Genomic DNA, 14,597 nt, shown 5'->3' with positions numbered 1-14,597 from the left:
GCGGGGCGGCCTTCGTCGAACGACGGCCCGCGGGAGGCCCCCGTCAGGGGCTCGCCGCGCGGACGGCGCCCGCCGGCNGCCTTCCCGCCCGGGGCGGCGGTCTTGGCCGCGTCCGGCGCGCCCGCGAGCAGCCGCGTCGCGCCGTCCTTGAACGACGGGTACGACCACGTCAGGCCGCTCAGCGCGATGACCAGGTAGACCGGCAGGAGCCAGGTCCCGACCACGGCGTGCAGCGACCACCAGCGCGGCCGGCCGGGCCGCGACAGGGCCGGCTTCAGCCAGATCCGCCAGCGGTGGATCCGGGGCCAGCGCAGGTAGAGGCCGGTCGCCAGGAAGGCCAGCAGCGCCAGGGTGCAGGCGCCCGTCACCGTGCGGCCCCAGCCCTTGGACCCGCCGGGCAGCAGCAGCCAGCGGTGCAGGTCCCGCACCGTCGTGAAGGCGCCCTCCAGCCGCACCGGGCCGAGCAGCGCGCCGTCGTAGGGGTCGGCGTAGGCGGCGGGCGGCCGCGCGCGGGTCTCGGGATCGCGGGCGAAGCGGACGTGGACGCTCGCGCGCGGGTCGTCCGACAGGGTCAGCACGTTGGCGACGCGGCCGCCCGCCTGCGCGTCGATCCGGGCGGCCAGGGCCGCCGGGGTCAGGGCCTGGCGCGCGGCCGCCTCGACCGTCAGCCGGTCGCGGTTGGCGAAGGCGGTGATCGCCTCCTCGTAGCTCATCAGCGCCCCGGTCAGGCCCATCAGGGCGAGGACGAGGCCGGCGGTGAGGCCCAGCGCCCAGTGCAGGCGGAAGAGCAGGGTCCGGAGGGAGGGAATCGGCAGCGTCATGGCAGTGCCGGCTGCCTAGCAGAGTCCGGCCACGCTGACGACGCGGCGGGACGCAACGCCGTCCCGCCGGTGAGTCTCAGGTGATCGGCGCGGGGTTGAACAGGGTCAGGTCGTTGAACAGCCCCCACCGGTCCGACCAGGGGCGCTTGCGCCCGCTCGCCACGTCGAGGATCAGGTGGAACAGCTCCCAGCCGACCTCCTCGCTCGTCGCCGCGCCGGTGGCGATGCGGCCGGCATCGAGGTCGATCAGGTCGGACCAGCGCTCGGCCAGCTCGGTGCGGGTGGCGACCTTGATCACCGGCGCCTGTGCGAGACCGTAGGGCGTGCCGCGGCCGGTGGAGAACACCTGCAGGGTGATGCCCGAGGCGAGCTGCAGCGTGCCGCAAACGAAGTCGCTCGCCGGCGTCGCGGCGAAGATCAGGCCCTTCTCGCGGACGCGCTCGCCCGGCGCCAGGACCCCGGAGATCGCGCTCGTGCCCGATTTGGCGACCGAGCCCAGCGCCTTCTCGACGATGTTGTTGAGCCCGCCCTTCTTGTTGCCCGGCGACGGGTTGGCCCGGCGGTCGGCCTCGCCCTTGGCGAGGTAGGCGTCGTACCACGCCATCTCGCGGACCAGCGCCGCGGCGACCTCCGGGCTCTTCGCCCGCGGGGTCAGGAGGTGGATCGCGTCGCGCACCTCGGTCACCTCGGAGAACATCACGGTGGCGCCGCAGCGGACCAGCAGGTCGGCCGCGAAGCCGAGCGCCGGGTTGGCGGTGACGCCCGAGAAGGCGTCGCTGCCGCCGCATTGCAGGCCGACCACCAGATCGGAGGCCGGGCAGGTCTCGCGGGTGCGCCGGTTCAGCACCTCCAGGCGGGCCTCGGCCATCGCCAGGATGCTGTCGATCATGGCCGAGAAGCCGCGGTGGCGCTCGTCCTGCAGCCGCACCACCCCGTCGCCGGCCGCGCCGCTGTCGGGCAGGAGCCGCTCCGAGACCAGCTTCTCGCAGCCGAGGCCGACGACCATCACCTCGCCGCCGAAATTCGGGTTCTGCGCGAGGCTCTGGAGCGTCCGGATCGGCACCACCGCCTCGGGGGCGTTGATGGCGACGCCGCAGCCGTAGGCGTGGGTCAGGCCGACCACGTCGTCGACGTTGGGGTAGCGCGGCAGCAGCTCCTGCTTGATCCGCCGGATCGCCACGTCGAGGGTGCCGGCGACGCACTGCACGCTGATCGAGATCGCCAGGATGTTCTTGGTGCCCACCGACCCGTCCGGGTTGCGGTAGCCCTCGAAGGTGTAGCCCTCGAGCGGGGGCAGGGGGGCCGGCACGCGGGTGGCCATCTCCAGGGCGTCGAGGGCGGGGGCGACCGGCGTCGCGACGCGGGATTCCTCCACCCAGGCGCCCCGCGGGATCGCCTGCGTGGCGATGCCCACCACCTCGCCGTAGCGGCGGACCGCGCCGCCCTCCGGGATGTCGGTGAGCGCCACCTTGTGGCCCTGCGGCACGAACTCGACGAGTTCCAGCCCGTCCGGGAACACCGTGCCGGCCGGAAGCCCGAAGGCGTTGACCACGATCGCGACGTTGTCGCTGTCGCTCAGGCGGATCGTGCGCGGCACGTCGCCGGCGGCCCTTGCGGCTCCTCCGCCGGCCCCCGCGCCGGCCGGGTGCGGGCGGGTCGGGGCCTCGATCTCGGCCTGCATCGGATGCTCCTTCCGTCTCGCGCCCGTCCGGGCTCCTGTCGGGATCAGGCGGCGTCGCCGACCGCGTGGTTCGCCAGGGCCTCCAGGGCCTTCACCAGGGCGGAGTGGTCCCAGGCCGCGCCGCCCTGGGCCACGCAGGCCGAGAACAGCTGCTGCGCCAGCGCCGTGGCGGGCAGGCTGAGGCCGAGCGTCCGGGCGCTGTCCAGGGCGAGGTTCAGGTCCTTCTGGTGCAGGCCGATGCGGAAGCCGGGGTCGAAGGTCCGCTCGATCATCCGCGCGCCGTGCAGCTCCAGGATCCGCGAGGTGGCCAGCCCGCCGGTGATCGCCTGCCGCACCTTGGCGGGATCGGCGCCGGCCTTCGAGGCGAAGAGCAGCCCCTCGGCCACCGCCTCGATGGTCAGGGCGACGATGATCTGGTTGGCGACCTTGGCGACCTGCCCCGAGCCGACCGGGCCGACATGCGTCACGGTCTTGCCCATGGCGGCGAACAGGGGCTCGGCGCGCGCGAAGGTCTCGGCCTCGCCGCCGACCATGATCGAGAGCGCGGCGTTCTTGGCCCCGACCTCGCCGCCCGAGACCGGCGCGTCGAGATAGGCGCCGCCCCGCTCGGCGATCCGGGCGGCGAAATCCTTGGTGGCCAGCGGCGCGATCGAGCTCATGTCGATCACGGTCTTGCCCGGGCTGAGCCCCTCGGCGACCCCGTCCGCCCCGAACAGGACCTGCTCCACGTCCGGGGTGTCGGGCAGCATCAGGATGATCGTGTCGGCGCGCTCGGCGACCGCGGCGGCGGTGGCGCAGGCGGTGCCGCCCGCCGCGAGCAGGGCCTCGGGCACGCTGCGCCGGGTCTTGAGGAACAGGCTGTGGCCCGCCGCGATCAGGTGTCCGGCCATGGGCGTGCCCATGATGCCGAGGCCGATGAATCCGATGTTCATGGGTACGATCCCGGTTGCGGAACTCAGGCGCGGAACTCAGGCGCGGAAGCGGGCGGCGAGCGCCTCGGAGCTGCGGGCGAGCAGCCCCATGTCGGAGCCCACCGCGGTGAAGCGGGTGCCGGCCGCGATGTAGCGGCGGGCCAGCTCCTCGCTCGGCGTGAGGATGCCGGCCTGCTTGCCGGCCCGGACGATCCGGGCGACCGCCGCCTCGATGGTGGAGACCACCTCCGGGTGGCCCTGCTGGCCGACGTAGCCGAGGCTGGTGGAGAGGTCGCCGGGCCCGATGAACACGCCGTCCACGCCCTCCACGGCGGCGATCGCGTCCAGATTGTCGAGGGCGCGGCGGGACTCGACCTGCACCGCCACGAAGATCTCGGCCTCGCAGCGGGTGTGGTAGTCCTTGATCCGGCCGAACCGGGCGGCGCGGGGCGCCTGCGAGAAGCCGCGGATGCCGCGGGGCGCGTAGCGCGTCGCCGCGACCACCCGGGCGGCCTGCGCGGCGTCGTCGATGTTGGGGATCATCAGCGACTGGGCGCCGGCGTCGAGGATCCGCTTGATGGTGATCGGGTCGTCGCTCGGCACCCGCACCATCGGGTGCGTGTCGCCCTCCATCATCGCCTGGAGCTGGGCGTAGATGTCCCGGAGGTCGTTGGCCGAGTGCTCCATGTCGAGGAGCAGCCAGTCGAACCCGGCGCCGGCGACCACCTCGGTGGAGATGGGACTCGCGAGGCTGCACCACAGGCCGATCTGCTGGCGCCCCTCGGCGAGGGCCGCCTTGAAGCGGTTGGTGAGGCTGTCCATCACGATCCTCCCTGGGGGCGTCGCGGCGTCTGCGCGCCGTCCGTCCCATCACGCGCAGCCTTCCGCCGCGAGGTCAAAGCCAAACACTGGATCGATCGATGCGGATCGCGCATCGATCAGCCGCGCGGGCTCACGCGGGCGGCATCCCGGCCACGATCGAGACCAGCTGGGCGATGAGCGGGTCGTCCGCGTCGCGCCGCCACGCGAGGAGCAGTTCCACCGGGCGCGGCGCCGGCAGGACGAGGGGGCGGACCACCACGCCCTCGAAGCGCAGGCGCTCGGCGGCGGCCGGCACCAGGGCGATGCCGAGCGCCGCCCGGACCAGGGCCAGGATCGAGTGGATCTGCGTGAGCTGCTGGACCGTCGGGGGCTGGATCTCGGCCTCGGCGAGCAGGCCCAGGACGAGGTCGTGGAAGTAGCGCGCCTCGTTGGGCGCGTAGCCGATGAGCGGCTCGCGCGCGAGATCGGCGGGGGCGAGCCCGTCGCGCAGGGCCAGGGGGTTCCCGGCCGGCAGGGCCACCACCAGGGGCTCGGCCAGCGCCCGGACGGCGATCAGGTCCGGGTGCGTCACCGGCGGGCGCACCAGCGCGGCGTCGATCCGGCCGGCGAGCAGCTCCTCGATCTGGTCCTTGCTGACCATCTCGCGCAGCGCGAGCGTCACGTCCGGCAGCGCCCGCCGGAACGCGGTGACGAGGCGCGGCAGGAAGTCGTAGGCCGAGGCCGCCGTGAAGCCGAACTTGAGGACGCCCGCGCGGCCCGCCGCGACCTGCCGGGTGACGTGCGTCGCGGTCTCGGCGAGCCGCAGGATGCGCTGCGCCTCGGGCAGGAAGCTGCGGCCGGCGGCGGTCAGCCGGACCGTGCGGCTGGTGCGCTCCAGGAGCTGCACGTCGAGGACGCGCTCCAGGACCTGGATCTGCCGCGACAGCGGCGGCTGCGTCATGTTCAGCCGGGCGGCCGCGCGCCCGAAATGCAGCTCCTCCGCCACGGCGGCGAAGCACCGGAGCTGGCTGAAGTCGAACATGAAGGCTCCCTCTCCCGGACCGCGGCGCGGTCGGGCGGGAGCATAAGGCCTCCGCGGCGGCCGCGCTGCGATCGCCGCCCTCATCCAATTAGGTAAGGCGGCGGCCTCCGGGCCCGACCGGGCTACGGCGCGACCTCGTGCCCGGCATAGTCGATCCGGCCGTCCGGCCCTTCGGTCCACTCGTAGATGACGTAGTCGGGGCGGGTGAGGTCGCCCTTCCCGTCGTAGGCGATCGGCCCGACCACCGTGTCCACCGGCTCGCCCCGGTGCAGCCAGTCCGCGAGCTTCTTGCCGTCGCTGGAGCCGGTCTCGGCCATCGCCTTCGCCAGGACCTGCACGGCCGCGTAGGCGTAGAGCGTGTAGGCCTCGGGATCGATGCCCCGGGCGTTGAACGCCGCCACCACGCCCCTGGCGTTCGGGTTCTTGCGGGCGTCCGGCGCGAAGGTCATCAGGGTCCCGGCCGCGCCCGGGCCGGCGATCTGGACGAACTCCTTGTCGGGGATGGCGTCGCCGCTCATCATGCGGGCGGCGAGGCCCTGGTCGCGCATCTGCCGGATGATCAGCCCGGCCTCGGTGTGCACGCCGCCGAAATAGACGAGGTCGACGTTGGCGGACTTCATCTTGGAGACGAGCGCCGCGTAGTCCTTCTCGCCCGGGTTGATGCCCTCGAACAGCACCTCCCTGCCGCCCTTGGCCCGGAAGGTCTTCAGGGTCTCGTCGGCCAGCCCCCTGCCGTAGGGGGTCTTGTCGTGGACGAAGGCGACCTTCTTGCCCGGGAAGTGCGCGGCGAGGTAGCTGCCCGCCACCGCGCCCTGCTGGTCGTCGCGGCTGCAGGTGCGGAACGTGTTCCACATCCCGCGCTCGGTGAACTTCACGCTCGTGGAGGCCGGCGTGACCTGGATGATGCCGGCGTCGAGGTAGACGTCGGAGGCCGGGATCGTGACGCCGGAATTGTAGTCGCCGACGACCATCTTCACGCCGTCGCCGGCGAACTTGTTGGCCACCGAGACGCCCTGCTTCGGGTCGGAGGCGTCGTCGCCGACCGTGACGGTCAGCGTCCTGCCCTTCAGGGTGCCGGCCCTGTTGAGGTCCTCGACCGCCTGGCTCACGCCGTTGCGGATCTGGGCGCCGAAGGCCGCGTTCGGCCCGGTCATGGGCGCGGCGACGCCGATCTTCACCGGCGCGCCGCCCTCCTGACCGTGCGCCGCGGCCATGACCAGCAGCCCGGCCAGGCTAGCCATCAGCAATCGCGTCATCGTTCCCCCAAGATGTGGCCGGACAAATCGCCGACGAACGCTGAATTCGGCTAGGTCAACGCGGATCGCCGCGCGTCGAGTCGCAGATCACCGGGCGCGATCCTGTCGCTCACCTTACCCGGGGTCAAGGTTTCCGGGGCGGCCCCGGATGTCGACCGGCGCGGGCGCGCCGGTCGGCCGGCGGGCGCTCACGGAGCCGTGCGGCTCCCCGAGGGCCCGCCGGATCGGGATGGCGCCGATGATGCATCGGGCCGCCGGATCCGCAGCAACCCGCCGTGACCGATGGCCGCCTCCCGTCCCCGACCCACCTCCCGCCCCAGCCGACCGGGCCCGCGTCCGGGACGCGGCTGATGGGGCCGCGCGCGGACGAGGATCGGGACGCGGGTCGGGACGCGGATCGGGACGCCTCGGTGGACTGGGCCGAGCGCCGCCGGATCGCCGAGCAGGGCCGGGGCGACCGGGCGTGGTCGCTCTGGGGCCCCTATCTCAGCGAGCGGCAATGGGGGACCGTGCGGGAGGATTACAGCCCCTGCGGCAACGCCTGGGCCGCCCTGACGCACGAGGACGCCCGCTCGCGCGCCTATCGCTGGGGCGAGGACGGGCTGGCCGGGATCTGCGACGAGCGCGGCAACCTGTGCCTGGCCCTCGCCCTCTGGAACGGGCGCGACCGCATCCTCAAGGAGCGGCTGTTCGGCCTGACCAACCAGGAGGGCAACCACGGCGAGGACGTGAAGGAGGTCTACCACTACCTCGACGCGGTCCCGAGCCACGCCTACCTGAAGATGCTGTACCGCTACCCGCAGGCGGCCTTCCCCTACGCGGACCTCGTCGGCGAGAACGGGCAGCGCGGGCGGGAGCAGCCCGAGTACGAGATCGAGGAGACGGGCGTCTTCGACGGGGACCGGTTCTTCGACGTCACCGTGGAGTACGCCAAGGCCGACGCCGACGACGTCCACGCGGTGATCACCGCGCTGAACCGGGGGCCCGAGCCCGCCGACCTGCACCTCGTCCCGCAGCTCTGGTTCCGCAACACGTGGTCGTGGGAGGCCGGGCAGGCCCGCCCGCGCATCGCCCGCGCGCCCGACGGGGGCGCGGTCTGCACCCACGAGAGGCTCGGGCCGTACCGGCTCGCCTTCGACGGGGCGCCGGACCTGCTGTTCTGCGAGAACGACACCAACCTCCGGCTGCACGGCGGGCAGCCGGACGCCGCGGGACCGTTCAAGGACGGTCTCCACGCGGCGATCGTCGGCGGCGATCGCACGGCGGTGCGCGGGGACGCGGGCACCAAGCTCGGCCTGCACTACGCGCTGCGGCTGGCGCCCGGGGAGACCGCCCGGATCCGCCTGCGGCTGTCGGCGGGCCTGCGCGCCCGGGCCGTCGACGACGGGTCCCTGGTCCGCCGCCGGGTGGCCGAGGCGGACGCGTTCTACGAGGAATTGCAGGACGGCATCGCGAGCCCGGAGTCCCGCGCGATCTTCCGCCAGGCCGCCGCCGGGCTGATCTGGTCGAAGCAGCTCTACGGCTACGACGTGCGGCGCTGGCTGGAGGGCGACCCGCTCCAGCCGCCGCCGCCCCGGGGGCGCGCGGGCGGCCGCAACGGCCAGTGGCGCCACTTCGCGGCGGCCGACGTGCTGTCCATGCCCGACACCTGGGAATACCCCTGGTTCGCCGCCTGGGACCTCGCCTTCCACTGCCTGCCGCTCGCCCTGCTGGACCCGGACTTCGCCAAGAAGCAGCTCCTGCTGCTCACCCGCGAATGGTACATGCACCCGAACGGCCAGCTCCCGGCCTACGAGTGGGAGTTCGGCGACGCCAACCCGCCGGTCCACGCCTGGGCCACCTACCGGGTGTTCGAGATCGACCGGGACCGGCGGGGCGGGCGCGGCGACCTCGCCTTCCTGGAAGGCGTGTTCCACAAGCTCCTGATCAACTTCTCCTGGTGGGTGAACCGCAAGGACGCGCAGGGGCGCAACGTGTTCCAGGGGGGCTTCCTGGGGCTCGACAATGTCGGCGTGTTCGACCGCTCGCGCCCGCCCCCGGGCTTCGGGGTGGTGCACCAGGCCGACGCCACCGCCTGGATGGCGATGTACGCGCTCAACATGATGCGCATCGCCCTGGAGCTCGCCCTCCACAACGACGTCTACGAGAGCACCGCCTCGAAGTTCTTCGAGCACTTCCTGCTCATCGCCGAGGCCATGACCGACATGGGCGGGTCAGGCGCGGACGGGCAGGGCTTCGGCCTGTGGGACGAGATCGACGAGTTCTACTACGACGAGGTCGACATCCCCGGCGGCGGGATGCTGCCCTTGCGGGTCCGCTCGATGGTCGGCCTCGTCCCGCTCTTCGCCGTCGAGGTGATCGAGCCCTCCGTGCTCCACCGTCTGCCGGATTTCGCCCGGCGCCTGAACTGGGTGCTGGAGAACCGGCCCCACCTCGCGCGGCTGGTCTCCCGCTGGACCGAGGGCGGCGTGAAGGACCGCAAGCTGCTGTCGCTGCTGCGCGGCCACCGGATGAAGGCGCTCCTGCGCCGCATGCTCGACGAGGCCGAGTTCCTCTCGCCCTACGGCGTGCGCTCCCTGTCGAAGGTGCATCGCGAGGCGCCCTACGTGCTCAACGAGCTCGGCGCCTCCTTCACGGTCCGGTACGACCCGGCCGATTCCACCTCGAACATGTTCGGCGGCAACTCGAACTGGCGCGGCCCGGTCTGGATGCCGATGAACTTCCTCATCGTCGAGGCGCTGCGGCGGTTCCACACCTATTACGGCGACGACTTCCGGGTGGAGTACCCGACGGGCTCGGGCGCGCTGCTCACGCTCAGCGCCATCGCGGACGCCCTCGAGGACCGCCTGATCGCGCTGTTCACCAAGGACTCGACCGGTCGCCGGCCGGCGTTCGGGTCGCGGCCGCCGATCGCCCCGGCGCCGGGCGCCGAGGAGCCGCTGCTGTTCCACGAGTTCTTCGACGGCGATACCGGCCGGGGGCTCGGCGCCGCCCACCAGACCGGCTGGACGGCCCTCATCATCAACCTGCTGCGCGACCGGGCGCGCCCGCGGTAGGCGCGCCCGGGCGGGAACCGGTCAGCAGCTCAGCCGCCGGCCCTCGCGGCGCCCGAACACCCGGTAGTGGGCGGCACCCGATTCCATCTGGCCGTTCGCGACCGCGCGGCGGACGTCCGGGTTGCAGCGCAGGTACTCGCGCTCGTCGAACCCGTAATTGGCGCGGCCGCGGTAATCGTCCCGGTCGCGGTAGCCGCGGTCCCGGTACTCGTAATCGCCGCGGTCGCGGTAGCCGCGGCCGCCGTAATCGTCGTAGTCGGGGCGCGGCTGCGCGGAGACCGGGCCGACCACGCCCAGAATGCCGAGGCTCACCGCGGCCGCTGCCAGAATCGCCTCCGCGACTCCCGGCAGGGCGCGCAGGGCCGCCTCGACCTCGCCGATCTCGATCCGGTGGCCGCGGATCTTGACCTGGTCGTCCGCCCGCCCCGCGAAGGCGAGGGTTCCGTCGGGCCGCCGCCGGACCCGGTCGCCGGTGCGGTACATCCGGCCGCCGCCCGCGGCGAACGGGTCCGGCAGGAAGCGCTCGGCGGTGAGCGCCGGTCGCGCCCAGTAGCCCCGNGGAACGGCAGCCGCCAGCCCCAGGCCAGGAAGCTCTCCTTGTCGAGGAGGCCCGCGAGCCGGAAGGCCAGCAGCGACAGGATCTGCCCGGCGGGGCTGACGAGCTGAGCGAAGGAGGCGAAGAAGGTGTTGCGTCCGGCCGGCGCGTGCTCGGCCGCCATCAGCACGGCGCCGCCCCACTCGCCGCCGACCGCGAGCCCCTGGATCAGCCGCAGGACCACCAGCATCACCGGCGCCCAGATCCCGATCGACGCGTAGGTCGGCAGCAGGCCGATGCCGGAGGTCGCGATGCCCATCATCACGAGCGTCGCCACCAGGGCGCGCTTGCGCCCGAACCGGTCGCCGAGATGCCCGAAGATCAGGCCGCCGAGCGGCCGGGCGAGGAAGCCGACCGCGAAGGTCCCGAGCGCATCTCCCGATGCATCATGTGGCGCTCCATCCGGTGGCGCATCATCCGGCGCTCCATGCGACGGCGCATCATGTGGCGCTCCACCGGATCCATCTGGACCGTCGAGACCATGTCGGCGGGCGCCGACACGCCGGTGCCGGGGCCGATCGGCGCGGCGGAGGCCGGGATCGCGACGGCCGAGCCGAGGACCGCCAGCAGGGCGGCGGTGATGATCGTTGAACGCACGTGAGGTTTCCTCTCTCGCCGCCCGGCAAGACGGGCGGGCGTTTCCAGGGGGCTCGCGGCCGGACCCGATCCGCCCGCGGCCCCGCCCAGGAAGGCACGGACCGCTCGGATGGTTCCGCGGATCGCGCCGGTCCGGTCGTGCCGCCGAGCCGGGGCCGGCCACCGAAGGGGCGGACCCGGTGATGCACGAATGCACCATGCGCCGGCAGAGTCAGGTCGATCCGCACGAAAGATCGGACAAGTCGCGATCACTATTCTTCGCCGAAGATCGCAGTATGACTTTCCCGATTTCGCTGTCGCCACCCGAATAGTTGATCGGGTAACGATCAAAGGACCCTGCAATAAGTCGCCAGATCCGTCGTCATCTCGATCTGCGGAACTCCCGATCTTCAGAATCGGGGCACTTTACCTTAGCCATACCGGCGCACCGCGGTGACGGCGCGCAATCGGCGGACGTTTGATGTCAAGCATCGCACGCTCAGCGACAACGAGACGATGACGTCGGCGCCTTCGATTACGCACGACGGGGGATTTCTCATGTATCGGATCTCGGGTCCTGGTCTTCTCTTCTGCCTGCTGTCGCAGACCGCGATGGCGGCGGATCTTCCGCGGCGGCCGCTTCCGGCGGCGCCGGCCGCGCTGCCGGTCTTCTCCTGGACCGGCGCGCATGCCGGCCTGTTCGCCGGCTACGGCGCCCTCGACCGCGCCACGCAGTTCGTCTGCACAGGTCCGGACGGGCAGCCCGGAGCCCGGAACTGCCCGGTCATTCCATCGAAGCGGGCCTCGGACGGGAGCTTCGTCGGCGGCGCCGAGGTCGGCTACGATTGGCAGGTGAATTCCGGCTTCGTCGCCGGCGCCGCCGCGGATTACCAATTCACCCGGCTGTGGGGCTACGAGCGCCGCGAGGGCGCCTTTCCGGCCGTGGGCGGCGGCTTCTATCGCCGCAGCGTCGCCCATTCCGGCCAGCGGCTGGACGAGCTCGCCACCCTGCGCGGCCGGATCGGCTTCGCCGTCGATCGCACCCTCGTCTACGCCACGGGCGGCCTCGCCGCGGGCACGGTCCGGACCGAGAACAACCTGTCGCTGGCCGGTTTCCCGCTGTTCGACGGGCGCCAGGGCGCGGTGCGCCTGGGCTACGTGGCCGGCGCCGGCCTCGAGCACGCCTTCAGCGAGCACCTCTCCGCCAAGGTCGAGGGCCTCTACTACGATCTCGGCTCCCGGGCGGTCCTCCCGGCTCCGTCGTACCCCGTGCTGACCGGCTACCACGCCGGCACGCGGGTCGCGACGGACGGCTTCCTGGCCCGCGTCGGCCTCAATTACCGGTTCGGAGCCGGGCTGCCCGACCTGCCGCCGGTCGCGTCGGCAGGCCCGGCGACCTGGGATTTCGAGGGCGGCCTGCGCTACGTCTTCAGCGCCGGGACACCGCGCGAGAAGCTCGGCGACCCCGACGCGCCGGGCCAGCTCAATTCGCGCCTGACCTACGCCAACGCCCAGGCCCATGCCGGCGAGAGCTTCGCCCGGATCGAGCACAATCCCACCGGCCTGTTCGCCAAGGGCTTCCTCGGGACGGGCGGCGTCACGGGCGGACGCCTGGCCGACGAGGACTTCCCGCCCGCCCTGCGCCGCTACTCGAAGACGCTGTCGCCGATCAAGGACGGCGACGTCGGCTACGGCGTGGTCGATCTCGGCTACGACCTGCTGCGCCGGGACGGGTACAAGCTCGGCGGCTTCATCGGATACCAGTTCGCCTCCGAACTGTATAACGGCTACGGCTGCCGCCAGGTGGCGGGCGGGACGCCCTGCGCCAGATCGTACCCGACCGGCATGAAGACGCTGGGCGAGAGCATGCAGTGGAACGCGCTGCGCGTCGGCGTCATCGGCGAGGCGCGGTTCGATCGGGTCCGGGTCAGCCTGGAGGGCGCCTACCTGCCGGTCGTGAGCCTCAGCGGCGTCGACCGGCACTGGCTGCGGCCCGACATCAATCCGGGGCCGGAAGCCGGCCACGGCGACGGCTACTTCCTGGAGGGGATCATCGCGTACGACCTGACGCCGTCCGTCAGCGTCGGTGTCGGCGGCCGGTACTGGCAGCTCCAGGCTGACAGGGCGCACACGACGGCCTTCCCGTTCCTGGCGCCCAGCCCGATGAAGTTTGAGACCGGCCGCTACGGCGGCTTCGCGCAGCTCTCCTACCGGATGGCCGATTTCGGCTTCGGCGAGACGGCGGCGCCGGCTCGGAAGGACTGACCCCGCCTCCGCCCGGCGCCCGACCGCGGCCGCTCCGGCACGGCGCGCGAGGGGCAGTCCGGTGCCGGCAGCGCGATCCCGGCGGCGCGATCCCGGCATCGGCCCGCCCAATCGACGGTCCGGTCGCGGCAGCTCCGGCCCGCACGGAGACACGGCGCGCTCGGCGCCGGCCCCGGCGCCGACGCGGTCGGGCAGCAGGCACCCCACGCAGCACGCCCCCGCGCGCCCTCATCCTCTCACGGCCGCGGCCGGGCCGGGTTCCCCACCACGGTGGCGCCGGCCGGGATGTCGCGCGTCACCACGCTGCCAGCCCCGACGATCGCGTCGTCCCCGATCGTGACCCCCGGCAGGATGATCGCGCCGCTGCCGATCCAGACATTGGCGCCGATCACCACCGGGCGGGCGAATTCCAGCATCTGCCGGCGCTGCGCCGGGTCGCGCGGGTGATCGGGGGTCAGGATCTGCACGGCCGTGCCGATCTGCGTCAGATCGCCGATCGTCACCGACATCACGTCGAGGATGCTGCACCCGAAGTTCAGGAACACGCCGCGGCCCAGGCTGATGTTGTAGCCGTAGTCGCAGTGGAACGGCGGCCGGATGTTGCAGCCCGGGCCGACGCGCGCGAAGGCCTCCTCCAGGAGAGCCTGCCGCTCGGGCTGGCTCCGCGTCTGCGTGGCGTTATACCGATCCATCCATTCCGAGATGCGCCGGTTGTCGGCGGCCAGTTCCGGGTCGTCGGCGCAGTACAGCTCGCCGGCCAGCATCTTCTGCTTCTGGGTCTTCATGATCTCTGTCTTCATGGTGAGGATCTCGCTCCGGCGGCATCGAACCGCCGCCGGCCCGGCGCCGCGGGCCCCGGCCATGCGTACAGATGTACACATCGGGGCCGCGCGCGTCACGAGCCGAGAGCCCTGAACCGGATCCGAGGAGGAGTCCTTGCCCGCCGCCCAGCGCCGCTTCGACCCGGATCGCCGGGCGCGCATCCTCCAGGCGACCCTCGACGTCGTCGCCGAGCACGGCGTCGCCGGCACGACCCACCGCCGGGTCGCGGCGGCGGCCGACGTGCCGCTCGGCTCCATGACCTACCACTTCGACAGCCTCGACGCGCTGCTGACGGAGGCGTTCACCGGGCTCGCCGACACGGTCTCGGCGCGCTTCGCCGATCGGCTGGCCACGGCCGCGACCCTCGACGAGGCCTGCGAGGCGGTCGTCGACCTGATCGTGAGCGACCTCTGGGCGAGCCCGCGCACGATGCTGCTGAGCTACGAACTCTACGCCTTCGCGGCCCGGAACCCGGCGCTGCGCCGGGTCATGCAGGGCTGGATGGCCAAGAGCCGGGCCGCCCTGGGGCGGCACTTCGCGCCGGAGACCGCCAAGGCCCTCGACGCGATGATCGAGGGCTTGACGATCCACCGCTCGGTCGATCCGCAGCCGGCCGATCGGGCGCAGGTGCGGGCGATCGTGGAGCGGCTGGTGCGGTAGGCCCGCCTGTCCCGGCATCGCGGAGGCGGCCACGGCGCGCCGGACCCTCGAGCGATCGTGATCGCCGGGGGGGCAGGCGCCGAATGCCGCACGGTGCCGGCAAGGAATTCG

The 14,597-nt window shown here is 72.7% G+C and carries 11 protein-coding genes and 2 pseudogenes; 3 read left to right on the top strand and 10 right to left on the bottom strand.

The features are described from left to right. Positions 1 to 14 precede the first annotated feature (14 nt). The 6 genes and pseudogenes from MMR14E_RS08900 to MMR14E_RS08875 all read right to left on the bottom strand — a co-directional run. Positions 15 to 821, bottom strand: a pseudogene (locus MMR14E_RS08900) (PepSY-associated TM helix domain-containing protein); the annotation flags it as partial. 76 nt (positions 822 to 897) lie between these two features. Continuing rightward, entirely contained in the window at positions 898 to 2,502 is a 1,605-nt protein-coding gene (garD, locus tag MMR14E_RS08895; protein ID WP_331313758.1) for a galactarate dehydratase, read from the bottom strand. 44 nt (positions 2,503 to 2,546) lie between these two features. After that, positions 2,547 to 3,434 carry a 2-hydroxy-3-oxopropionate reductase gene (locus MMR14E_RS08890; protein WP_331313757.1) on the bottom strand — a complete coding sequence of 296 codons (888 nt, stop codon included), beginning with the start codon at positions 3,432 to 3,434 and terminating at the stop codon, positions 2,547 to 2,549. Between the two features lie 36 nt (positions 3,435 to 3,470). After that, positions 3,471 to 4,235, bottom strand: a complete 765-nt coding sequence (locus MMR14E_RS08885) for an HpcH/HpaI aldolase family protein (protein ID WP_091776158.1) — start codon at positions 4,233 to 4,235, stop codon at positions 3,471 to 3,473. Positions 4,236 to 4,365: 130 nt separating this feature from the next. Then, entirely contained in the window at positions 4,366 to 5,256 is an 891-nt protein-coding gene (locus MMR14E_RS08880) for a LysR family transcriptional regulator (RefSeq protein ID WP_331313756.1), read from the bottom strand. A 122-nt stretch (positions 5,257 to 5,378) separates the two neighbouring features. Continuing rightward, the gene (locus tag MMR14E_RS08875; RefSeq protein ID WP_331313755.1) at positions 5,379 to 6,512 is read right to left on the bottom strand and encodes a branched-chain amino acid ABC transporter substrate-binding protein; all 1,134 of its coding nucleotides are present in this window, start codon (positions 6,510 to 6,512) and stop codon (positions 5,379 to 5,381) included. A 350-nt stretch (positions 6,513 to 6,862) separates the two neighbouring features. Between MMR14E_RS08875 and MMR14E_RS08870 the strand changes: the two genes are divergently transcribed. Further along, the gene (locus tag MMR14E_RS08870; RefSeq protein WP_331313754.1) at positions 6,863 to 9,568 is read left to right on the top strand and encodes an MGH1-like glycoside hydrolase domain-containing protein; all 2,706 of its coding nucleotides are present in this window, start codon (positions 6,863 to 6,865) and stop codon (positions 9,566 to 9,568) included. 21 nt (positions 9,569 to 9,589) lie between these two features. Here the strand turns inward: MMR14E_RS08870 and MMR14E_RS08865 are convergent, their stop codons facing one another. The 3 genes and pseudogenes from MMR14E_RS08865 to MMR14E_RS08855 all read right to left on the bottom strand — a co-directional run bounded on the left by MMR14E_RS08865 (position 9,590) and on the right by MMR14E_RS08855 (position 10,760). After that, complete coding sequence (locus tag MMR14E_RS08865) at positions 9,590 to 9,919, bottom strand: hypothetical protein (RefSeq protein ID WP_331313815.1); 330 nt, start codon at positions 9,917 to 9,919, stop codon at positions 9,590 to 9,592. Between the two features lie 209 nt (positions 9,920 to 10,128). Further along, a pseudogene (locus MMR14E_RS08860) lies at positions 10,129 to 10,539 on the bottom strand (MFS transporter); the annotation flags it as partial. After that, entirely contained in the window at positions 10,485 to 10,760 is a 276-nt protein-coding gene (locus tag MMR14E_RS08855; protein ID WP_331313753.1) for a hypothetical protein, read from the bottom strand. The gene MMR14E_RS08855 and the pseudogene MMR14E_RS08860, both read right to left, overlap by 55 nt. Before the next feature lie 591 nt (positions 10,761 to 11,351). Here MMR14E_RS08855 and MMR14E_RS08850 point away from each other — a divergent pair. Continuing rightward, positions 11,352 to 13,004, top strand: coding sequence for a hypothetical protein (locus MMR14E_RS08850; protein WP_331313752.1), 1,653 nt, complete (start codon positions 11,352 to 11,354; stop codon positions 13,002 to 13,004). A 236-nt stretch (positions 13,005 to 13,240) separates the two neighbouring features. Here the strand turns inward: MMR14E_RS08850 and MMR14E_RS08845 are convergent, their stop codons facing one another. Continuing rightward, the gene (locus MMR14E_RS08845) at positions 13,241 to 13,804 is read right to left on the bottom strand and encodes a sugar O-acetyltransferase (RefSeq protein WP_331313751.1); all 564 of its coding nucleotides are present in this window, start codon (positions 13,802 to 13,804) and stop codon (positions 13,241 to 13,243) included. A 136-nt stretch (positions 13,805 to 13,940) separates the two neighbouring features. Between MMR14E_RS08845 and MMR14E_RS08840 the strand changes: the two genes are divergently transcribed. Continuing rightward, positions 13,941 to 14,486 carry a TetR/AcrR family transcriptional regulator gene (locus MMR14E_RS08840; RefSeq protein ID WP_331313750.1) on the top strand — a complete coding sequence of 182 codons (546 nt, stop codon included), beginning with the start codon at positions 13,941 to 13,943 and terminating at the stop codon, positions 14,484 to 14,486. The last annotated feature ends 111 nt before the right edge of the window (positions 14,487 to 14,597 follow it).

It is taken from the genome of Methylobacterium mesophilicum, assembly GCF_036441335.1.
GTDB lineage: Bacteria > Pseudomonadota > Alphaproteobacteria > Rhizobiales > Beijerinckiaceae > Methylobacterium > Methylobacterium mesophilicum_B.
This window is presented reverse-complemented; position numbering and strand designations above follow the sequence as displayed.